Genomic DNA, 21,464 nt, shown 5'->3' on the forward strand with positions numbered 1-21,464 from the left:
GGTCACGAGGCCTGTCCCCTGCCCGCCGGGTGGGGGAGATCGGCCCGCCCCCTGACTCCTCAGCAAGACACATTCTCAGGTCAATCAAACCCGACGCACCATGAAATTCTTTGTAGACACCGCCAACCTTGAGGAAATCCGCGAGGCCAACGACATGGGCGTGCTCGACGGGGTCACCACGAACCCCTCCCTGGTAAAGGCGGAGGGCAACGTGGACTTCCACGAGCGCGTGCTGGAGATCTGCCAGACCGTCGACGGGGACGTGTCCGCGGAGGTGACGGCGACGGAGTTCGACGGCATGATGGAGGAGGCCCACACCCTGGCCCAGATCCACGATAACGTCGTCGTCAAAATTCCGCTCATCAAAGAGGGCATCAAGGCGCTCCGCGCCCTCGACGACGAGGGGATTCCCACGAACTGCACGCTCTGCTTCTCGCCGACGCAGGCCCTGCTGGCGGCCAAGGCCGGGGCGGACTACATCAGTCCGTTCATCGGGCGCATCGACGACATCTCGTCCGACGGCATGGGCCTAATCGAGGAGATCGTGCAGATCTACGACAACTACGAGTTTGAGACCGATATCCTTGCCGCCTCCATCCGACACCCCACCCACGTGAAACGGGCGGCCCTGGCCGGCGCCGACGTGGCGACGATGCCGTTCGAGACGATGACGACCCTGCTGGAGCACCCGCTAACGGACCGCGGGCTGGAGCGCTTTCTGGAGGACTGGGAGGACTACAGGGAAACCCGAGACGAGGAGCCCGCCACTCCGACGGCGTAGTGTGACCCGCAACGACCGCACTGCGGGCCCGCAGGGCGTCATGGGGGTGAACTCTGTCCCGCCCCGCGGACGCGTCACCGTGAGCGAGCGCCCTACCAGAAGAAGGCATAGAGCGCGGCGGTGATGGCGAGGATGCCAAAGGCCGCCACGTTGTAAATTGGGTCTCGCTCGTGTTCGATGCTTCCGACGTCGATCGCCTTCGGGTGGTCCTCCCCTTTGTTCTCCACCAGGGAAATCGCGACGATCAGGGCGACGGAGATAAAGAACACGATCAGCATGCGGTTCAGGAACGCAATCCCCGGCGTCCAGAACTTGAAGGCCGCCGAGAGCGGAATGCTCAGGACCGCGGAGACCAGGGCCGCGTTTGGGGTTGCCTTGCTCCAGAAGAGGCCCAGAACGAAGATGGCCAGCACCCCGGGGCTCACAAACCCGGTGTACTCCTGAATGTACTGGAAGACCTGGTCGAGGTCGGCTAGCTGTGGGGCCAGGGCGGCGGCCACCACAATGCAAACCAGCGCGACCGCCCGCCCAATCCGTACCAGGCGCCGCTCGGACACCGTCTCCTGGCTGGTGTAGTTGCGGTAGAGATCCATCGTGAAAATCGTGGAGGCGCTGTTCATCATCGACGCCAGCGACGAGATGATTGCCGCCACCAGCGCCGCGAAGGCGAGCCCACGGAAGCCAGATCCCACGTACTCGCCCAACAGCCAGGGATAGGCCTCGTCGCCCCGCTGGATGGGGGCGTCCAACGCGAACGCCACGATGCCCGGCACCACCACGATGAGGGGCAGGAGCAGCTTCAGGTAGGCGGCGAAGGCCAGGCCGCGCTGGGCCTCCTTCAGGCTCTTGGCCGCCAGGGCACGCTGGATGATGTACTGGTTGCAGCCCCAGTAGAACAGGTTGGCCACCCACAGGCCGCCGAGCAGCACGCTCAGGCCGGGAAGGAGCTGGTAGGCATCCTGCAGCTGCCCCTCGTCGTTGCGGTACATCAGCTCCCCCTCGAACAGAATCATGTTGAAGCGATTGCCCGCGTCGCCCATCAATTGCGTGAAGCCCCCGATGACCCCGGCCTCACTGCCGCCGTAGGCGTCGAGCGCCACCCAGGTCGTGAGAAGCCCCCCGCCGACCAGCACCACCACCTGCACCACGTCGGTCCAGGCCACCGCCTTCAGGCCCCCGTACAGGCTGTAGGCGGTGGCGACGAGGGCGAGCCCGAAGACCGACGCCCAGAGCGGAAAGCCCATGATGACGTTGATCGACAGGCCGCCCATGTAGAGCACGGAGGTGAGGTTCACGAACACGTACACCAGCAGCCAGAAAATGGCGAGCAGCATCCGTACTCGCCCGTCGTAGCGCTCTTCCAGGAACTGCGGCATCGTGTAGATCTCCTTCTCCAGGTAAATCGGGAGAAAGAACCAGGCGATCACCAGTAGGGTCACCGCTGCCATCCACTCGTAGGAGGCGATGGCCAGGCCCACCCGAAAGCCCGAGCCGCTCATGCCGATGAACTGCTCGGCGGAAATGTTGGCCGCGATCAGTGAGGAGCCGATCGCCCAGAACGGGAGCGCCTTGCTGGCCAGGAAGTAGTCGGCACTGTCTTTCTCCTCCCCCTCCTCCTCCTGAGACACCCAGAGGCCGAGGCCGACGATGACGAAGAGGTAGACGCCGAAGATGAGGTAGTCCAGCGTCGTGAACGCAACGGCGGCGGAGTCCATGTATCAGTGCGCAGTGGTGAAATGGACACAGAGAAGTGAAGGCGCGCTTCCAGTTCCGAGCGAGCGCCTCCAAAAAAGCGCTCCCAAAGCGCAGGCGCAAGGGGGAGGGCGACCGTTGGCGAAAATAAAGCAGCAGCACGACCTCTGGAGCCGGGGGCGCGATAGGCAAAAATGAGCCTGCATTCGTCGGTGAGGGACCTACACCGCCGGTGTGGATGCCTCGGGCAGAGATATTGCACCGGCCCCGAGGGACGGCCTGTGGAAATGAAAAATGGACAGAGCGCGGAGGTGCACATCAATCGCTGTCCGGGCCGACTACTGAAATTATTTTCCCTCCTTGCCGGGCCCTTGTCGGGCAAAGGTCCGTGCTCACAGATTTCAGAGGGCGTGGACACTGAGCAGCAGCGCGGCCCTGGAGGTGGCCACTGCATGTGCCCTTGACGAGGCGTTCGGGAGCGAATTTGACCGAATGGCGCTGGCGGAGGCGTACGCGGACCGGTTCGGCGAAGAGTTGGAGGTGCTGGCCTGTCGGCCCGCCCCCGGTCCCCGTACGGCCCGTCGCTGCATCCCGGGCCCTGGTTGGGATGTCCAGCCCGCATCCCGGCGAGTGCGTTGGCTTTGGACCCCGAACGCACTTCGCCCGGGCGGGCGGGGCGAGCGCAGCGGAAGTCATGGGACCTGGACGTCCTGCACACTACTCAATTTCCTCGGGGATCGACAGGTCGTCGAGGTCCTCCATGTCGTCCCCCACCGCCTCGGCGGCGGTCGTCCCCGTGTAGGCGAGGAAGTTGAGGCCGCGGTCGAGCAGGCTCTGGGCCAGAAGCATGCTCGCGAGGGGCGCCTCCGGAATTTGGAGCGGTCCGGACAGGCCGACGCCGGCACTCATGAACACGAGGCCCCGGGATGGCACGAACGGGACCTGCTGGATCACGATGTAAAGCGCGAGCAGGGTGATCCAGGTGCCCGCCGAGACCTCCGGGATGACGACGGCCCACTGCGTTACCTGCAGGCCATTGTTGAGGACGAAGCGAGCAAAGTGGCCGGCGGCGAAAAGCCAGAGCAGCGACGACGGGAGGGAGAGGATGGAGCGCCGAAAGGCCACGACGACGCTCACGAGGATAATCAGCACGGCGACGCCGGCCCCGAGCGTGTAGGCTTCCGACGGCAAATACTGGCGGAGCAGTTCGATCTGGCCCGTGAGGAAGAACACGGCCAGCAGCCCAAAGGCCACGCTGGTGGACGCGACCGAGGAGATCACCACGTTGTCCTTCACGGTGCGGAGCACGGTTCCCGTGCCCAGATTGGTCTCGCGGCGGGCCCAGAGGTAGAAATAGGCCTCTCCGGAGTAGCCGAGCACGTCGTTGTTCAGGACCCGCTTTCGGAAGAGGACCGGCAGGAGGTCGCGGTAGTGGGCGCCCCAGGCCGTGCCGTAGAGGACCGCCTCCGTGAGGGGCAGGGTGCCGTACATCAGCAGCAGCAGGACGTAGAACCAGGGCGTGGCGGGGAGGGAGCGCGCCACCTCCCCCCACCCGATGGTCGTGAGCTCGTAGGCCAGATAGGCCACGATTCCCCCTATGAACAGCCAGCGGAGGCCGGTCAGAATCCACGCTCCTGCCTTGCTTTCGGCAAACCGAGTCCAGCGGGCACGGAGGGAGGATAGGGCGTCGTAGAACCGCTGGAGCATGAAGCCCAAAGAGCCGAGCGAAAGAGACGGGGAGGGCGATCGAGATTAGAGGGCAGCGCGCTGCTTCAGCGTATCGTGTAGCGCAGCGGCGCGCTGTTGCGTTTCCGAAGAAAGGCCGGCGGTCTCCACAGAATGGGAGCGGGCCGGGCGCAACTGATCAGCCTGACCGGTGAACGGGGGTGAATCCATGGAAATGAGACCAGCCAAACGAGAAAGGGCTGTGCGCGGTTCGTCGACGAGACGATCGTATGAGAGAAGAACAGTATTTTCGTCGGCGTGGGCCAGTACATGCTCGTAGGCAGCAATCCAGTACTGGACCCAGAAGGAGAGGCACGTGGGTTCGGGGGCGCTGTCGACCCAGCCGCCGAAGTTTACAGGGCAGAGGCCGTGCCCGAATTCATGGTGCCCGATGGCTTCCATGTATTCCCGCACGAAGTCATCGTCGTCGTGGAGCCGAAGGAAGCGCTCATGCTGCTGAAGCATGGAGGCTGCCTGCTGAAGTGGGGCCCGGAAAGGGATCAACAACGTACCGTTCTCGAGCGGCCGGGGTAGAGCCCCGAGGCGGGCAATATTAAGGTTGTTCTTTGAGAGGTAGCGCAAATCGGCCGAAGGGGTCTCCCTCCGTACGGCCACGACCTTGCGCATGTGAGACTCGTAGAAGGCATCGAATTCAGGGTCGTGGTCGTCAGCCGACCAGGGGTGGATACAACTCCCCCGGTACGCCTCTGGCCAGAAGTGCTTCCAGATCATCTCCTCGAAGGCTTCGGGGCTCTCGCCCGACACCTGAAGCCCATCCCCGTGCGCCCGTTCGGTCGTTTGGGTCCCCCCATCGAACTGGTTGGAGAACTGGTCCCAGAACAGCGGACACAGCAGAAACGGCATGTCCTGATACGTGTGGCTTGCAAACCGGCCCGTATTCCACAGCAGGCGCAGCAAAATGGTCGTGCCTGAGCGGGGGAGCGCCGTGATAAAGACCGGGTCGTCGACCGAGATCGAGCTGAGGGCATCCCGGTACAGAATGTTCTCCACGTCGGACAGGGCGTGCTGGGCCGTGCCGGTGCGGAAGGCCGTGCGGTGGAGAAGCCGATCGAGCCATCCGTAGCGGTCCTCGAAGGTCATGATGCGCGAGTGCGTTGAACGAGGACGTATGCGAGCAGCCCCACGGCCGTCGTGACGGCGAGAAAATCAATTCGCTGCAGGGTGGCGAAGGTCTCGCCAAACGAGCCGATGCCTGCATGGCTGAGAAGCCAAACGCCCCCCAGGGGAAGGCCAAGTGCGAGGGCACTCCCCCCTGCCAGGCGCCCCAACAGCCCAAAAAGCTGTCGGGCACGGTTTTGCAGGGCCGTTTCCTTCGCCGCGTCGTCCAGGGAATCGTCGCGAAGCACCCGAAGACAGGTGGTGCTGTGCCGCCCTACCTCACGGGCGTGCCCGGGAAGGTGGAGGCGCTCGATGATGAGGGCAAAACCGACTACGACGCCGGCGGCGAGGACGGTGTTCATTCGGCCGACGGGTCCTTGTCCGATGGTGAAGCTGCTGACGCTGCGTGCTCCGTTTCCTCGTCGGTCGTGCTCTGGAGGAGGCGCTTCAGGGGAAACCAGATAAAGCCGAAGAGGGAGGCGAGAAGGGCCGCAATCGCCGCGAGAAGCGCCCCGATACCTGAGATTACGCTTCCCGGGCCGCCGTACGCGTAGGCACTGTCCGGAAGCACCAGGCAAAGAAGCGTGAAAGCGACAACGGCGACGAGGAATCGAGGTGCGGATCGTGTACTCATGGTGGTGTTGGTTGAGCGATTATGATGTTGGCGTGCGAACGTAATCTTTCGAAGAGCAGGGCCAGTCGCTGAGGTCGTCGGGAGAAAGGTCGTACCGGGTCCCCTCCTGCACCGCAGGAACCATTGAGTCACCATGGGGGGCGTGGGTCCACTCCCAAACCGTGCGCCCGTCCGGGGCGATCTCCAAGACCCGCCCCGCGTGGCTTTCGGTCAGAAGCAAGTTGGCGTTGTCCAGCATCTGCCACTTTCCTCCCGCCTCTGTGTAGAAGGGGTTGGACTTCGGCGTGGGGAAGAGCACCTCCGTAGAGTCTGTGTGGGGCTGGAGGGCCACGACACGACTTCCGCCCTGCATGGTGCCCCGGGCCGTGAAGTCCCGGTTGTTATCGAAGACTCCAATCCAGCCGTCGCCGATGAAGTCAGGGTCGTGCTGCATGGTAAAAGGATCGGAGGCATGCCACTTCACCGTTTCCGTCTCGGGGTCGAGGACGAACACGAGATGGATATTGCGCAGGGAAACCAGCAGGTCCCCGGCCTCGAACAGCGGGTACTCCTCGGCCATGGAAGGGGACAAAGACTCTACGTCGTTGAGGTGGGTTGGGTCTGCCCCGGGGAGGCGGGCCGCAGGGTCCTCCACACGGCCCGCAATGAAAGACTTGCTGATGTAGCGGGCCAGATCGTTGGCGTAAAGCACCTTGAGCACGTTGATGGTGCGGAGCACCTGTCCGTCTGGAGAAACGTGCGTGAGCCGGTCGAGGTACGCCGTCTTTAGCCCGGAATCGTCGTCGCGCACGGCGGTGCCCGCCGGACGAGGGGACTGGGTAATGTCGGAAATCCAAAACGATCCGTCCGCGGCCCGGTCGATGGAGTGGTGTGTGCCGATGGGCAGACGCCACTTCACGTTGCCACAGGCATCTACGCGTGCCGTCCCCCCGTGCTCTACATTGAAGAGGACGTCTCCGTCGGGAAGCAGGTGGGATCCGTGAAGGTAATGCTTTCGGCTTAAATCGAGGGAGTCGGCGAAGAGGGCCGTCTCGTCGATCCGCCATTCATGCAAGACATCGCCGGCCCGGTTGATGAGTCGAACGCGAGGCGACCAGCCGTCCGGGCCCTGCCACGTAGAGGTCAGAAGGGTTACGCCGTCCTGCACTGCGTCCGGGTCGGCGAGCCGGACGCCGCTGCGGTTGTGCACCTTGGACTTCAAGAACGTTGGGGGGGCGACCGCCGACCGGGCCTGCATCCACGCCTGCTTCAGAAAGTCATTGGGAGGCACCCGCGCCGCCCGCACTGCGAAGCCGACCAGAAAGGCCAACAGTGCCACCGAGGCAACGAACCAAATTTTCGAAGGGGTGCTTTGCATCAAATACGACGGGAGGGCTAGCAGACTTTGCGGAAGATTAGACTACCTCTCACAAAATGTATGCAAAGTGAGGTGACGAAGGCAACTGTTGTTACAAGGATGTTGTGCCTGCTGATACGGAAGGGAGACAGTCGGCGGCCGCCCGGCCAAGCTAGACGATGTGGCGTCGAGCCCTCCGTAGAGGGTGCGTGCTATGCCCCTTCCGCCAACAGCGCGTGGACGTTCCGTGCGACCTCCTCCCAGTTGGCCGTGCGCAGGATGCGTGCACGGCCTTGGCAACCCAAGGTCGCGATCCGCTCCGGAGTGTGCAGCAGGGACGCGAGGGCGGAGGCCAGAGCGGTCGGCGCGGACGGGGGCACGAGCAGGCCGGTCTCCCCGTCGACGATCGCGTCGGGGACGCCCCCGGACCGCGCTCCGATGGCGGGTGTGCCGCAGGCATTGGCCTCCAGAAAGACGAGTCCGAATCCCTCCACGTCGGGCGGGGCCTCGCGGGCCGGCATCACGAAGAGATCGGCCGCAGAGTAGTAGAAGGGCAGTGCGGCGTCGGCCACGTACCCGACAAAATGAACGCGGTCGCGCACACCCTTCCGGACGGCCAGCCGCTCCAGCCGACTGCGGTCGGGACCCGTGCCGGCGACCACATACTGGACATCCGGCACGGATGCGACGATTCGGGGGAGGGCCCGCAGGACCGTGTCGACGCCCTTTCGCGGGACCAGGCGGCCCACCGTGAGCAGCATCGGGCGGGTGCCGATTCCGAGCCGGTCGCGAAGGGCCGTGCCGCCCCGAGGCCAGAAGCGGTTTGGGTTCGTGCCGTTCGGAACCACGTGGAGGCGGGTCGGCGGGACGCCCCGGTCCCGAAGGAGGCCCGCCGTGTACCGGCTCACCGGGAGGAGGGCGTCGGGCTGGGCCAGCGTCCACCGCCGCAGTCGATCGTACGCCGCCCGCGCTCCCGGCAGTCCCGACAGCGGGTTGAAGAGCACCTCGCGCCCATGGGCGGCACAGACGATGCGGCGCGGGTAGCCGGTCAGCCATCGGGCAAGTACGGACGCCCCGACCGTCTGCCACTGGGCGTGAAAGGAAACGTCGGCCCGCAGACGAGCAGCCCGCCGGATGACGGAGGGGAGGGCGGCAACTGGCAACAGGTCGGGCCGTCCTGAAACCCGTGTGACGGGGAAGGAGACGGCCCGGTCGATCGCTTCGGCGGAGGGGCGGTGAGGGACGATAACCTCGAGGACCTCCGTCCGCGTGGCAAGGCGGGTTGCCAGCTCCCAGGAGTACGTCTGAATCCCCCCGACGTCCGGAGGGAAATCCTGGGTCACGAACAAGAGCCGCATAAGACGCGAGAGATGAGAACAGAACAGAGGACGGGGGACAAGCCGACTACGCCGACGGCACGGGCGTCCGGAAGCGATCGATCACGTAATCGATGATGTGATGCCACGGGAGGCTCAGCAGGATGAGGAGATACGTGGATGCGTGGAAGAAGATGTTCATCGTCAGGAGGATCCCGATGTGCATCCCCACCACGAGTATGACCACCACATACCGAAGTTTGCGCCACCACATCAAGAAGCTAATCGCTTCGGTAAGGAGGCCGACCAGCAGAAAGAGGGTCCCGAAGTGGTAGTCGTGCAGCACCATTTCTTGCAGGACCGACGGGTCGAAGGCCCCAAATCTGGAGAGGGTATCCACCTTTCGCTCGCCGATCCACATCAGGAGATGCCGGCCGTCGGGCCACGTGATGCCGGTTCCAATGAGCTTACAGACGGCGGCGGACGTGTAGCCGAGCCCGATGAAGAAGTACAGGAAGCCGAAAGTAAAGCGGCGCCGGCGCTCTTCGCTCCGGAAGGCCAGCAGGGCGATCCCGAGCCCGAGTATCCCCATCCCGACGAGGTTGGATCCGTGCGAGATCTCACCGAGGCTGTACCGGGCCACATACTGCAGGTGAAAGGCGAAGAGGGCCAGCAGGTAGGCCGGCCGCCAGAGCCGAAAGAAGCCGACGAGCCCGAGCACGCCCACCAGGACGGTGTTGATGAGGGCCACGTTGTGGTCGAACATGAAAGACACGTCGATGTAATTCGCCAGGCCCAGGGGGAGTAGTACCGAGCTGATATTTTGCTGGATGTACACCCCCCAGTTCCAGCAGAAGTAGACGGTATACGTCAGAAGGAAGAGCTCTACCCCCCGAAAGTAGAGCCACGTCCCGGGCGTATCCGAGGCGAGGCCACCGAAAAGTTCATGGCGGAGTGTGTGAGAGATGCGAGAGAGAGTAGACATGGAGGCGACGGCGGGAAAGGCGAAAACACAGCGGACCGATAACCGACAGAGAAGGGATCAGGAGGGAGGAGGCGCAGAGGCCACCGTGCGGGCCGCTGGGGAGGGGTTGAGCCGAGTTGTATCGGGGGCAAAGAGAAGCACCGGCGTGGCGGTAACCGCCACGGAATCCGACACCAGTTCGCCCCGTACCCGAAAGATGAACAGCGGTGCCGAGAGCGTTCGCCCTTTGGTGAAGAGACTCCGTAGTCCCTGTACGCGCTCACTGGTCCACTGGTCGGTCTTCGACACGTAGTTGGCCACGTCGTTCTGGTTGATGCCCTTCGGGGCCAACGGATAGGACGTCCCGGGAAGGGTCTGAAGCGATACCGCGTCCCAGGAAAGGGTATCGGGGTCGGCCTGGGATGGCATTTCGCGGACCATCGCCCGGGTCCAGGGATCGCCCGCCTGCGAGAACATCGGATAAATGCTGAAAGGCCAGAACTCGCCGAGGTGGGTGGCTACGAGCAGGGCGTAGACCACCAACACCCCGCCCACAATTTGAAGAGCACGCTTCGGGAAACCCATGGGGCACGAAGTCGGCTGTTGAAAGAGATCCTGTCGGGAAAGGAGACGCCGCTGGTCTGGCGCTTGGCGCCGGGTGATCTTTCACCTGGGAGACCGAGGAGAGCCATCCCCGGAAAGACATCGATGGCGCATCACCGTAAGTTTCAGCACAGCGAAACGTGGAAGTCAAACCGTCCGGTCCGCAGACAGGCACGAGGATGAGGGTGTTTGAGACGAGGGCGGGTGGGCAATTGGTCTCAGAATTTGGTGTAAACGTTCCGGTTGGGGACGTGGAGGAGTCAAGCGCATGCGGATGTGCGGGGCACTTCGCGGTCGAGGGATAAGAAGAAGAGCAGCATTCCGGTACCCGGTCCCGTTACTTCTAGGGGGTCGGATGCGACATACTAGACGGAACACTGCTATGGTAAGGACAAAAATCTTACTGCTTCCCAACGATATTCCTCTACATGACCCACTTTGTTCTGCGGGCACACTCAACGCGTTCTGGCAGGGCGGTTCAGCAATTAGGGCTGTGGATCGGAGTGGTGGCATTGGGGGTCGCCCTCTCCTTTCCCGTAACTGGACGCGCACAGAGCACGTCCTCCCACGAAGACCTGGCACCCACGATTGTCGATAACTTTGAAGACGATGCGCCGGGGACGTTTCCTGAGGGATGGGTGTTCGTAGAGTCGGATGAGAACATCCGGTCGTACGAGGAGACTCGCGATCCGGGCGAAATCATGGAGGTGCGGGAGGAAGACGGCAACCGCTACGTTCAGCTCGTCACGGAGGGCGAGGCGCTGCGCTACACAAAGCGCAACGGCGTCGACTTTGAGTGGAACCTGAAGGACCACCCCCGCCTCAAGTGGCGCTGGCGCGCCCACCAGCTGCCGGAGGGCGCCAGCGAGCGGGACCAGAACGACACCGGGGGGGCGGTGTACGTGACGTTCGGGTCCGACTGGCTAGGGCGGCCGAAGAGCATCAAGTACACCTACAGCTCCTCCCTTCCGGTCGGCACGACGGTCTCCTTTGGGCCGCTGAAGGTCATCGTCGTCGACTCGGCCCGCGAGCCGCGCACGGGGGAGTGGAAGACGGTCCAGCGGCGCATCCGGGACGACTACCGGCAGGTGTTTGGCGAGCGCCCCCCCGATCGGCCGGTGTCGATCACCCTGTGGAGCGACTCGGACACCACCGGCGACGAGGCGAAGGTCGACGTCGACGACATCGAACTGCTCCCGGCCCGGTGAGGAGGCCCCGCACGTCTGGCCCGCGTGGCTGGCCCGGGGAGCACGGACCAATCAACGGGGCACGGGTCTTGAAGGGCGTGTCCCGTCAAGTCGGCTTGCCTTTTCTGTTTTCATGTCCTCCCCCCGCGAAGGCTACGTCCTTCACAGCTACGGCCCCGATCGGTACGTGAAGCACGTCGTGGCGTCGGTCCACACGCTTCGTCGGCACGATCCCGACCGGCCCGTGGCGCTTTTCTGCCCGGAGCACCACCAGGCCTTGTTAGAGCGTCGGGGGCTGGATGCACACTTCGACGTGCTCGGCGACCTGCCTCAGGAGCACCGGTCCATCGTTGGGTTCAAGCATCACCTCCACCGCTTCAAGGCCTTCGAGCGGTCGCTCTTCGTAGACGCGGACATCGTGTGGTGCCGCAACCCGGATCCCCTCTGGCGGCAGTTTTCGGCCTTCCCGTTCACCGCCACCGGCCTGCAGAACGCCGATCACTTTTTTGGGGGGCCGAAGGGGCTCGGGGTGGTCATCGACATACTGCTGGGGCGCCGCCGCCGCACGCTGCGCCGGCTCGGCCTCACCCGGCTGCCCCGCGTGCAGGCAGGCATGATCTACGCCCAGGACAACGCCTGCACCCGACAAGTGGACGAGGCCGCCGCGGCGCTCCTCAATCGGATGGACGAGACGCACTTCCGAAGCCGACTCGACGAGGGGCGCAGTGAAGAGACCTGCGAGTGGAGCATTGCACTGGCCATGAGCAAGCTCGACCTGCACGTATTCCCGTGGCTGCAGGGGCGCAACAGCCCGCAGCTCGACTACATCGACAGCCTGACCGACCACGACCCGGACTTCAATGAGGTGTCCTATCGCCTCTACACCAACCAGTTCGTGTACAGCCTCCGCGGCATTTCGAACGCGTCGCTGCGCAACGCCCTGCTGAGTGTGGCCGAGTCGTTGCCAAGGGCCGGCGAGTACATGGAACTGACGCCGTACGCGCTCCACTTCGGGTGGCTCCACCAGAAAGAGACGTTCCAGGAGTTCACCGAGCGCACCTGGGCCCGGCTCACCGACGAGCGCACCCGGCCCCGACAGGTAACGCCCCAAAATTCGGACTCGGGGTCCGCGGAGTGAGAGGCCCCTGCGACTTGCATTCCAAAAAGCGAAAAGGGCGCCATGGCGGGCGCACACGAGACCGACTTCCGGGCCCACCCGGAGGCCTACCGGTACGACTCCAGTGAACAGGGCGTGTTCAAGGTGCAGCCGTACAAGGACGAGCTGCTCCCGGACTGGGGCTTCAAGGACGAGGCCGCCGCGGAGGCCGCGGTGGAGGCCCTCCGGGGGGCGTACGAGCAGTACCGGGCCGCAGACGACTTCGTGGGCATGGACATGGCGCGGAAGTACCTGCAGATGGGCTTCACGCGGGCCATGCGGTACGCGAAGTATCCGGGCGGGCGGAAGTACGAGGACGACGGCACCGAGCGGGCCCCCGAACAGTGGGCCGACCCCGAGAAACGAGCGGCGGCTATTATCTTCCGCGACGCGTGGCAGGCCCTTACGGACGACCCCGAGTACGAGCGCCTGAAAGAGCGGCACCAGAACGAGGTGTACGATCCGGACGCGAGTCCCATGGCCGAGTAACAGTCCGCACCCCCCGTCCCCAGACGCCCCTATGCCACAACGAAATCCCGCCGAGCAGATCCCGGTCCCCCTCGACCGCCGTTGGGTGCAGACGCGCGGTGTGCAGTTGCATGTGCGGGTGGCGGGCCCCAGGGATGGCCCGCTCGTCGTGCTCCTGCACGGCTTCCCCGAGTTCTGGTACGGGTGGCGCCGTCAGATCCCGGCCCTCGCCGAGGCGGGCTACCGTGTCGTCGTGCCGGACCAGCGCGGCTACAACCGAAGCGAGGCGCCGCGCGCCGTCGCCGCCTACGATCTGGAGCCCCTCGTGGACGATGTGTGCGCGGTCATCGACGCCACGGGCCACGACCGGGCCTCGGTTGTGGGGCACGACTGGGGGGCGATGGTGGCGTGGCACCTCGCCCACGCCCGCCCGGAGCGCCTCCGGCGTCTCGCGGTGCTCAATGTGCCCCATCCGCACGTCTTTCGGGAGACGCTCCGCACGAGCCCCGCGCAGTTGCTGCGGAGCACGTACGCGCTGTTCTTTCAGGTGCCCGGCCTGCCGGAGTGGCTGCTCGGGCGCAATGACGGGCAGGGACTTGCCACGATGCTGCGGTGGAGCGGGCACCCCGGCACGTTCACCGAGGCGGACCTCGCGGCCTACCGCCGGGCATGGCGCCGACCGGGCCGGCTTCGGGGCATGCTAAACTGGTACCGGGCCGCGGCCCGCCGGGCACTGCGCAGTTCTCCGCCGTCCGGGGCCATCGACGTGCCGGCGCTCGTGGTGTGGGGCGCGCAGGACATCGCCCTCAGCCGGCAGATGGCGGCCCCCAGCGCCGCGATGTGCACCGACGGGCGCCTCCGAGTGCTCGACGATGCCACCCACTGGGTGCAGCACGACGCCCCGACGGCCGTCAATCGGCTGTTGCTCGACCACCTGGAGACGTAAGAGCAAAGATGGCGTGCGTGGCCGTAACAGTTAACGGGCCCGACACGTGGTAGGGGTAGAGCCCAGAATTCTCATTCGGTCCGTCCGTCTCTCATGCCGACCGTTCAGGATGCAGTGGGGCCGGTCGTCCAGCGGCTTCGAGCCGTACCGCTTGAGGCGGTCTTCTGGACGGCGGCCCTGATCGCCGCGGCAAGCATCAATCCCCAGGCCCCCGGCGGGATCAACCTGTGCCTGATTGAGCAGCTCGGCCTTCCGTGTCCCGGCGACGGCCTCGGGACGGCCATCGCGCACCTGGCCCGTGGGCACTGGGGCGCGTCGTGGAGCGCACACCCGTTGGCCGCCCCCGTCGTCGGCGTGCTCGCGGCTCATGTCGTGTCGCTGTGTTGGACGACGTCCGGACTGGGCCGCTGACCCTCCTGTTTTTCGCACTACTGTCTCCCCTCCGATGTCCAAAGTGCTCCGCCACCTCCCCGAACTTGAAGGCGACGAACAGGTCGAGGTCGCCCGCCTGCTCAACGACATGAGCGATGCGCAAGCCGAGCACTTCGCGCGCATCTACCGGTCGCGCCGCCGCGACCCCTCCCACCTTCTGATTCTCGCGGCGGTGGGATTTATCGGCGCCGCGGGGCTGCAGCGGTTCTACGCAGAAGAGTTTGCGCTGGGACTCGTCTACTTCTTCACGGGTGGGCTGTGCGTGATTGGGACGATCTACGACGTCATCAAGTACCAGGACCTTGCCTTCCGCTACAACCGGGACGTGGCGCTGGAGGTCGCCGAGACGGTCCGCACCGTGTACGACACGAGGGCCGACGACGCGTAGAACCGCTTAGCCGGGCTAGTCGCGAATCTGCAGGCGCTGACCGGGGCGGATGCGGGTGTCACTGAGGTCATTCCAGGCCTGAAGGTCGCGGATGGACACGCCGAACCGTTGTGCAATCTCCCCGAGCGTATCGCCCCGGGTGACGCGATAGGTCGTGGCGGCGGAGGCCGTTTGGGGACGAGAGGCGGGAGGTGCGTCGGACGGGGGGGATGTCGTGTCCGGCGGGGCGGCACGGGCCGTCTCGATCGCGTCGAGCGGGCGCGTGGGGGGCGACGTGTCGTACTGCACGCGCAGGGGCCGCTGCTGGTCGGCGGCGCCGAGGGCGCTCGCGTATTCCTGGACCGGCACGACCAGGCGCTCACCCGGGCGGATGATGGCCCCGTCGATGCCGTTGAGCCGCTTCAGCGTAGCGGTGGAGGTGCCGAAGCGCACGGCAATCTCGGAGAGCGTGTCGCCCCCGCGCACCGCGTACGTGGTGGCCGGCTGCTTCTTCTCGTCCGGCAGTTCGGCGTAGTTCCAGGCGAACCGTGGGTAGCTGCCCAGCGGAATGCGCACGTAGTACCGCTCTTTAGAGGGCGGCACGCGGCCCCGCCGCAGCTCCGGGTTGAGCGACTCGATGGCACTGCGCGTGGTGTCGGCGAGGCGGGCCACGGTGCGAAGCGATAGGCGGCTTCCGTGCACCGGCACGTAGTCGTAGGCGAGCGGCGAGCCCGCCTCGGGCGGGGCGAGGTCGAACGCCTCGGGGTTCTCCATCACGCGGGCCGCGGCGATGAACATGGGCACGTAGCCCTGGGTCTCGCGCGGCAGGTACTCGTGGGCGTCCCAGTACGACGGGTCCTCGGCGTCGGCCCGGCGGAGCGCGGAGCGCACGCAGCCGGCCCCACAATTAAAGCCCGCCAGGGCGAGGTGCCAGTCCCCGAACTCGTCGTAGAGGTCGCCCAGGTGCCGGGCGGCCGCCCGGGTGGCCTTCTCCGGGTCGCGCCGCTCGTCGACCCACGCGTTCACGGTGAGGCCGTACCGCCGGCCGGTGCTGGGCATAAACTGCCACATGCCCACGGCGCCGGCCCAGCTCCGCGCGTCGGGGTTGAGGCCGCTCTCGATCATGGCGAGGTACTTCAGTTCCTGGGGCACGTCCTCTTCCGCCAGGATGTGCTCGATCATGGGCCCGTACACCTGTACGCGTCGCCGCCAGTGGTCGACGTGCTCGCTGGGGTCCTCCTCCAGGGCGGTCGTGCTCTGTTTCACCAGCCGGTTGGAGGTCATTGGAATCTCGGCGCCCTCTACTTCGGCCTCCGGCCGGACGGGCTCCACCTCCAGGAGCGGGTTGTCCACGTCGTCGAGCGAGGCAAACAGGCGAGCACGGACGGAGAAGATCTGTCCCCGGGCCAGAAGTGTCGAGTCCGGGTCACTGGGGTAGCCGTGGAAGCGTCGGTACTCGGCCGTGAGGCCCCCGTAGACCGACCGGACGGCGTTCCGCTGAAGGGCCTCCGGCCGGGTGCGGAGCAGGGTGGCCAGCTCCGCCATGGCCTGGTTGAGGAGGTGGGCCCGGCGTGTACTGTCGTCCGCGGCGAGAAGCTCCGACTCCAGGACGTACAGGCGGGCCACCTCCGGGTCGAGGGCGGTGGTGTCGGTGTCCGCCACCAGAATTGTATCCTCGGGCACCCGTTCCGGCTCGGGCGTCGGGGCGAGGGAGGAAAGCGAGCCGCCGCAGCCGGCAAGCACCAGCAGAACGAGGCCGGCGCAGCCGCCGCGGAAGAGAGCGCGGGTGAGAACGGTCGACATGGAGATGAAGATGGAACAGAAGAACAACGTGAGCGGCCGGGGACGGGGAGGATGATGAATACGGAATCCGCGGCCCATCGTCAATGCGGCTCCCCGCCACCGACGGTGAATATTGTTTACGAGGGCGGACCGGTGGTCGAAGAAGTCCCCGAGTCCGCGGCCGGTGTGCGTGAGAGCCCGCCCGCCTCCACAAAAATGTACCGGATGGTGGGGTGGGCCTCCCGGATGGCGCGTTCCAGCCGATCGACGGCACCCTCCACGGTGTCGGCGTCGAGGTCGTCGCGGAAGCGCAGGTCCATGTTCAGAAGCAGGGCGCGAGGCCCCATGTGCATCGTCAGCAGGCGCTCGACCGACGCGATGTCCGCGTCGGCACGGGCCATGCGGCGAATGTCGTCCCGAACCTCAGGGGACGCCGCCTCGCCGATCAGGAGCTTTTTGCTCTCCCAGATGAGAAAGGCGGCCACGCCACATAGAATGAGCCCAATGATGATGGAGGCAATCCCGTCGATCACGGGCATGTGCAGAAGACTTGCAAGGTGGATGCCAACGAGCGCGACGACGAGGCCGGCCAGGGCGGCGGTGTCCTCGAAGATCACGGTGAAGGTCGTCGGGTCCTTGCTCGTCACGATGGCCTCGAAGAACGGCGTGTCGCCGCGCTGCTTCCTGAACTCCTGGAGGGCGGTGCGCAGGGCGAGGGCCTCGAACACGATGGCGGCGCCGAGGACGATCGTGTTGAGGGTGAGGCCGCCGAGTGTGATGCCGAGGACGGAGGCGGTGCCGGGGCCGCCGTGGCCGGGGTCGAGTGTGTGGAGGATCCCTTCGTAGAGGGAGATTCCGCCCCCGAGCCCAAAGATGAGCACCGCGACGACCAGGGTGTAGAAGTAGAGCGACTTGCCGTAGCCGTACGGGTGATTCTCGTCCGGGGGGCGTTTGCTGCGACGGATGCCGAGCAGGAGCAGGCCGCCGTTGCCCGTGTCGACGAGCGAGTGGATGCCTTCGGCCAGCATCGCGGAGCTGCCGCTGACGGCCGCCCCGAGAAACTTGGTGACGGCGATGGCGAAGTTGCCGAGGATGGCGGCGTAGATCGCCTTCTTCGACGAGGCCATAGGTCGGGCGTGAGGGTGTGGAGAGAGAGTACGGGAGTGCGAGAGAGCCGGAGGAGGGGGGCGAGGAGGGAGCCCAAGCGCCCGCGCCCCCGTGCTTCCGCTTGAGTTTGTGGGAGGCAGTCCGTGTGGGAGGGAGAACCTGACAGGGAGGACCGTCAACTGGCCGCGAACCCGATCTCGGGGTCGGCCTGGTCGGGCTGGATCCATGGGCGCCGCTCCGGGTCGAAGACGCTCGGCAGGCCCTCCACGCAGGCTTCGGCGTGAGTGCAGCGTTCCCAATCCCACGTGACGGTGACGTCGTTGCCCTCGTGGGTGTAGACGTTGGCGTCCATGGCAGGAGGTGTGAAGGGGGGAAGAATCAACGCCGTTGGTACGGAGGCAGGGGAGAGGCGTTCGCCCGGCGCGCGACGAGGCTTTGCCCGGAAACCGCCCGGACGTCTCTGCTGGATTCGGCTACGAGCGGGTGGCCGCATCGTCCTGGAAATAGCCCATCTCCACGAGTTGGTCGTGGAGGGCGGCGTCTCCATTGAGGGGGGCACACTGCTTCTGGCGCAGGACGTACGCGTCGTCGGCGAGGGGCATCACGTGCTGGTGGTAGTGGTCGGTGAGGAGGACGCCGGTCCCCTGTGCGGCCGCCTGCTCGATGCGCCGGCCGATGGCGTCGATCAGGAGGGGCTCGACGCCCGTGAAGGGCTCGTCCAGCAGGACGTAGTCGCGCTCCAGGCCCAGCACAATCGCGACCTCCAAAAGCCGCCGCTCGCCCCCGGACAGAGTGCGCACCTTTTGGTTTAAGGATGAGGCGAGGCGGTCCGGCACCTGGTCGGGCGACAGGCCCGCACTCCGGGCGAGGGCCTGCACTGATGCGTCCGCAGGAAGCATTGACGCCTGGGGCAGGTAGGCGATCTTCGCGAACCGTTGCCGTTTCGACGGCTTGTGCAGGCGCGTGCCGTCGATGATGGTGAGGCCGCTGTTGGGTTGAATCTGCCCCGCGGCCACCTTCAGTAGGGTTGTCTTGCCACTGCCATTGCGCCCGAAAAGGCCGGTGACGGCTCCGGCGGAGGCCTTCAGATGCACGCCCTGGAGGATGCTGAGGCCCGGAACCCGGTAGAACACCCCGTCCAGAACGAGGGCCGCGTCGGTGTCCATGGTGGGGCCTACAGGTAGAGGGCGAGCGCCAGGGTGAGCGGCTGGAGCGCGAGAAACAGCGCCCCGAGGAGTACGACCGGCGACAGTCGGAGGTTGTCGTATAGCGGCCACACCTTCTTTTTCCGGAAGCGCCAGTAGGTGTAGCCGGCGGCCGCCGCACTTCCCCAGAACAGGGCGGGCGCGAGGACAGCGGTCCACGAGCCGCCGAAGAGGATAGGAAAAAGCCCAAAGATGGCCGCAAATACTAGCGTGTTTGCAAGGTACTTACGCGCCAGGTAGAAAATCATGCTGCGTGGTGGGACGGTCGGATCAGTTGGGCGCAGTGGCCCCACGCTCGCTGGACCGGAGCACCTCTAGTGCTTTTTCCAACACTTCGTCTTTCCCACTCTGAACGCCTTCGATCGTGCGCTCGACCTGCACGTCGGGCCGGATACCGACGAGGTGGTGCTGGGAGCCGTCGTGCTTCCGGACACGCATGCCGGTCCAGCGGGCCTTGTGTCCTCCGGGGAGGGAGACCGGATTTACGTTTCCGTTCGCCCCGGCGGTCGGCTGGCCTACGATCGTGCCCAGCTCGTATTGCTCGACGATGCCCATGATGCTCTCGGCGTAGCTAATGGCGCGCGCGTCAGTCAGAAACGCGACCTCGCCCGCAAACTGCGGCGTCCGTGGGGGGAGTGTCCACCGGCTGCCGGCGTATCCCACGATCTCCTCCTGATCTGGATAGATGATCTTCGGCACTTCGAAGTGGGCCGACCGGAGCGTATCGGGCGACAGGTGGGGAAGGAGTTTCTGCATTCCGCCTTCCGGGTACCCGCGCATGTCGAACACGACCCCGCGCGCTTCGGAGAGTGTGTCCAGCCGGTCCTGTATCCGGCTCCAAGGCAGGCGCGTCAGGTCTGCGTAGTAGATCCCATCGGAAAGCTTCTCGAACGACGCAGGGCGAGGCTCTGTCTGCATCGATCCGGTGGGGACTGCGCGGCGAGGTTGAACCGAACACTCAATCTGTTTTTCTTCACGACGAAGCAGAAGGGAGACGGACGACGGGTCCATGTAGTGCTCGACATCCCGAAGCGCCCTGACGTCTCGGTACTGCGAAGATCCAGAGATATGGCGTTTTGCCCTGCGCAGCCTCGCCTCGATCGGCGCTCCGTCGACGGAGACGACCACATCGCCAATCTCAGGACATATGCTACGGTCCATGCCGGCCGGGCGCGCAGTGTCCCCCACCACTACATTTCCGCCGGCCCGCTCCAGAAGAATCGGCCAGTCGGAGCCACCCCCTGGAGACGGAGACACCCTTCCGTGTCCGTCCTTCAGACGGGCGATCATCTGCTGGAGCGTACGTTGGAATGCCTTTGGGGTGTCGTCGGTGAGGGCGCGGCGTAGGCTTTTTGTAAGCACTCGGCCCCACTCGACATCAACCACGTCGAAGTACGGGTAGAAGTGCTGGAAGACATTCCAGGCGACCACCACGTTGGCCGAGGAGAAGTCCGGGCCTGAGTGCGATGTCTCCAAAGAGCCGAGTCGGCCTCGCAGATTATCGGGGGAGGGCGTACCATCTGGTCGTAGCGTCCGCCCGTCCCGGCCGTAGAGTGCGAGTGGTATTTGTGCTGCAAGCCCCCGGCCAATTAGCTTCCTGGCCGTTTCGCCCGGTTGCGGGTGGGCCTCGAATAGCTGCAGTTCTGATGGTGGCGCAACGCTGAGTTTCAGGGACTGCCGCCCCCTGAAGGCGTCCTCTGTAGTAGCAGACGCCCGGACTCCGGGACTGTCCGAAAGTCTCCACTGGGTCGTTCCGGACTCAAAGCCTGCGTTGTCAAGGGACACACGCCTCCAGGAGGCGTCCGACGAGTCGCGAACCAGGAGCTCCATCTCATCAAACTGGGTGGCCCCAGGGTCTCGTACAAACAGGCCCGCTCTGAACTGACTGGCTCTGGGTGGAACCGTCACTGTCCGGTCGTGCACGCTCCATGAGCGAGAGGAAATGGGGGCACTTAGAGGGTCGTTTGGGCTGCGGGGGACGTGGAGGTAGAGGTGGCCTGTGCTTTTCCGGTCGAGGGTACGCACAGCGGCTCGAAGCCGAACCTGTTTGCCCTGGAATCGCCGAGCATCAAACTGCTTCGTTGCCCAGGCGAATGGTCCGTCCTCGAAGGTGCCGCCCGAGGCAGGGTCCGTCGTCGCGTTGATACGGACGCTGTGGTACGGTTGGCCGTCGCTGTGAAGACCAAGACCTTGGTGCTGCCAGGCCACGAGATTCAGTCCCGCCGTATCCGACGGCGTGAGGACGTCGGCGGGTGGGGGTGGCTCGTTTCCAGCCCGGTACAGCTGCACGGTCGGGGCGATGGGCCTGAAGAGCCCCTCCAGGGTCGACCGGAGCTCCGCCCGGCTGGCAGCGTTCTTTACCTCCTGCGCGCCGTACATCGCAAACTGATTCCAGTCGGTGCCCGCCGCCGCGTCGCTGGGATGGAAGTAGCGGACGTACCCGTAGAGCTTCGCGAAGGCGCGGAGGTTTTCGACCTGCTCGTCTCGCGGCGGCTCGGCCAGGCCGAGCGTGTCGCGGTACGCGTATGTGAGGGCGGCGGCCCCGACGAGAAACAAGAGTCCCGCGGCGACCAGCGTAGATCGGCGCAACCTGCTGAGTAGAGCCATCTGCTGGGCAGAGCCATCGTGAGGGAGAGTGGAGGAA

The 21,464-nt window shown here is 65.4% G+C and carries 22 protein-coding genes; 7 read left to right on the plus strand and 15 right to left on the minus strand.

Annotated features, from left to right (window positions below; all coding sequences use genetic code 11):
* The first annotated feature begins 100 nt into the window (after window positions 1-100).
* Window positions 101-781, plus strand: a complete 681-nt coding sequence (gene fsa, locus OJB03_RS01080; RefSeq protein WP_263784488.1) for a fructose-6-phosphate aldolase — start codon at window positions 101-103, stop codon at window positions 779-781.
* Window positions 782-873: 92 nt separating this feature from the next.
* Here fsa and OJB03_RS01085 read toward each other — a convergent pair whose 3' ends face one another.
* The 9 genes from OJB03_RS01085 to OJB03_RS01125 all read right to left on the minus strand — a co-directional run bounded on the left by OJB03_RS01085 (window position 874) and on the right by OJB03_RS01125 (window position 10,152).
* On the minus strand, window positions 874-2,496 hold the full coding sequence (locus tag OJB03_RS01085) for a sodium/sugar symporter (protein ID WP_263784489.1): 1,623 nt from the start codon (window positions 2,494-2,496) through the stop codon (window positions 874-876).
* A gap of 694 nt (window positions 2,497-3,190) precedes the next feature.
* Window positions 3,191-4,180 carry a hypothetical protein gene (locus OJB03_RS01090; RefSeq protein WP_263784490.1) on the minus strand — a complete coding sequence of 330 codons (990 nt, stop codon included), beginning with the start codon at window positions 4,178-4,180 and terminating at the stop codon, window positions 3,191-3,193.
* Window positions 4,181-4,225: 45 nt separating this feature from the next.
* On the minus strand, window positions 4,226-5,299 hold the full coding sequence (locus tag OJB03_RS01095; protein ID WP_263784491.1) for a sulfotransferase: 1,074 nt from the start codon (window positions 5,297-5,299) through the stop codon (window positions 4,226-4,228).
* On the minus strand, window positions 5,296-5,679 hold the full coding sequence (locus OJB03_RS01100; RefSeq protein WP_263784492.1) for a hypothetical protein: 384 nt from the start codon (window positions 5,677-5,679) through the stop codon (window positions 5,296-5,298). Before OJB03_RS01100 ends, OJB03_RS01095 begins: the two co-directional genes overlap by 4 nt.
* Window positions 5,676-5,951, minus strand: coding sequence for a hypothetical protein (locus OJB03_RS01105; RefSeq protein ID WP_263784493.1), 276 nt, complete (start codon window positions 5,949-5,951; stop codon window positions 5,676-5,678). Before OJB03_RS01105 ends, OJB03_RS01100 begins: the two co-directional genes overlap by 4 nt.
* A gap of 19 nt (window positions 5,952-5,970) precedes the next feature.
* The gene (locus tag OJB03_RS01110; protein WP_263784494.1) at window positions 5,971-7,308 is read right to left on the minus strand and encodes an arylsulfotransferase family protein; all 1,338 of its coding nucleotides are present in this window, start codon (window positions 7,306-7,308) and stop codon (window positions 5,971-5,973) included.
* Between the two features lie 191 nt (window positions 7,309-7,499).
* Window positions 7,500-8,645, minus strand: a complete 1,146-nt coding sequence (locus OJB03_RS01115) for a glycosyltransferase family 4 protein (protein ID WP_263784495.1) — start codon at window positions 8,643-8,645, stop codon at window positions 7,500-7,502.
* A 46-nt stretch (window positions 8,646-8,691) separates the two neighbouring features.
* Complete coding sequence (locus OJB03_RS01120; RefSeq protein ID WP_263784496.1) at window positions 8,692-9,588, minus strand: hypothetical protein; 897 nt, start codon at window positions 9,586-9,588, stop codon at window positions 8,692-8,694.
* A 57-nt stretch (window positions 9,589-9,645) separates the two neighbouring features.
* Window positions 9,646-10,152 carry a hypothetical protein gene (locus OJB03_RS01125; RefSeq protein ID WP_263784497.1) on the minus strand — a complete coding sequence of 169 codons (507 nt, stop codon included), beginning with the start codon at window positions 10,150-10,152 and terminating at the stop codon, window positions 9,646-9,648.
* Window positions 10,153-10,598: 446 nt separating this feature from the next.
* Between OJB03_RS01125 and OJB03_RS01130 the strand changes: the two genes are divergently transcribed.
* The 6 genes from OJB03_RS01130 (at window position 10,599) to OJB03_RS01155 (ending at window position 14,747) form a co-directional block, all read left to right on the plus strand.
* Window positions 10,599-11,378 (plus strand): DUF3047 domain-containing protein, encoded by a 780-nt coding sequence (locus OJB03_RS01130; protein ID WP_263784498.1) that lies wholly within the window; start codon window positions 10,599-10,601, stop codon window positions 11,376-11,378.
* 112 nt (window positions 11,379-11,490) lie between these two features.
* A complete protein-coding gene (locus OJB03_RS01135; RefSeq protein WP_263784499.1) occupies window positions 11,491-12,495 on the plus strand; it encodes a glycosyltransferase family protein in 1,005 nt (334 codons plus the stop codon).
* 42 nt (window positions 12,496-12,537) lie between these two features.
* Complete coding sequence (locus tag OJB03_RS01140) at window positions 12,538-13,002, plus strand: DUF4385 domain-containing protein (RefSeq protein WP_263784500.1); 465 nt, start codon at window positions 12,538-12,540, stop codon at window positions 13,000-13,002.
* 31 nt (window positions 13,003-13,033) lie between these two features.
* Window positions 13,034-13,927, plus strand: coding sequence for an alpha/beta fold hydrolase (locus tag OJB03_RS01145; protein WP_263784501.1), 894 nt, complete (start codon window positions 13,034-13,036; stop codon window positions 13,925-13,927).
* 93 nt (window positions 13,928-14,020) lie between these two features.
* Window positions 14,021-14,338 (plus strand): DUF2752 domain-containing protein, encoded by a 318-nt coding sequence (locus tag OJB03_RS01150; protein ID WP_263784502.1) that lies wholly within the window; start codon window positions 14,021-14,023, stop codon window positions 14,336-14,338.
* Window positions 14,339-14,372: 34 nt separating this feature from the next.
* Window positions 14,373-14,747, plus strand: coding sequence for an NINE protein (locus tag OJB03_RS01155; protein ID WP_263784503.1), 375 nt, complete (start codon window positions 14,373-14,375; stop codon window positions 14,745-14,747).
* A gap of 15 nt (window positions 14,748-14,762) precedes the next feature.
* On the opposite strand, the gene OJB03_RS01160 is transcribed toward OJB03_RS01155, so the two are convergent.
* From OJB03_RS01160 to OJB03_RS01185, 6 genes are all read right to left on the minus strand, one after another.
* Window positions 14,763-16,529, minus strand: a complete 1,767-nt coding sequence (locus OJB03_RS01160; RefSeq protein WP_263784504.1) for a lytic transglycosylase domain-containing protein — start codon at window positions 16,527-16,529, stop codon at window positions 14,763-14,765.
* A 116-nt stretch (window positions 16,530-16,645) separates the two neighbouring features.
* Window positions 16,646-17,635, minus strand: a complete 990-nt coding sequence (locus OJB03_RS01165) for a cation diffusion facilitator family transporter (RefSeq protein WP_263784505.1) — start codon at window positions 17,633-17,635, stop codon at window positions 16,646-16,648.
* A 155-nt stretch (window positions 17,636-17,790) separates the two neighbouring features.
* Window positions 17,791-17,967: a (4Fe-4S)-binding protein gene (locus OJB03_RS01170; RefSeq protein ID WP_263784506.1), complete on the minus strand. Its 177-nt coding sequence runs from the start codon at window positions 17,965-17,967 to the stop codon at window positions 17,791-17,793.
* Between the two features lie 121 nt (window positions 17,968-18,088).
* The gene (locus OJB03_RS01175; protein WP_263784507.1) at window positions 18,089-18,781 is read right to left on the minus strand and encodes an ATP-binding cassette domain-containing protein; all 693 of its coding nucleotides are present in this window, start codon (window positions 18,779-18,781) and stop codon (window positions 18,089-18,091) included.
* An 8-nt stretch (window positions 18,782-18,789) separates the two neighbouring features.
* Window positions 18,790-19,068, minus strand: coding sequence for a hypothetical protein (locus OJB03_RS01180; RefSeq protein ID WP_263784508.1), 279 nt, complete (start codon window positions 19,066-19,068; stop codon window positions 18,790-18,792).
* Between the two features lie 22 nt (window positions 19,069-19,090).
* Window positions 19,091-21,427 (minus strand): S41 family peptidase, encoded by a 2,337-nt coding sequence (locus OJB03_RS01185; protein WP_263784509.1) that lies wholly within the window; start codon window positions 21,425-21,427, stop codon window positions 19,091-19,093.
* Window positions 21,428-21,464: the final 37 nt, after the last annotated feature.

This window comes from Salinibacter grassmerensis, from assembly GCF_947077765.1.
GTDB lineage: Bacteria > Bacteroidota > Rhodothermia > Rhodothermales > Salinibacteraceae > Salinibacter > Salinibacter grassmerensis.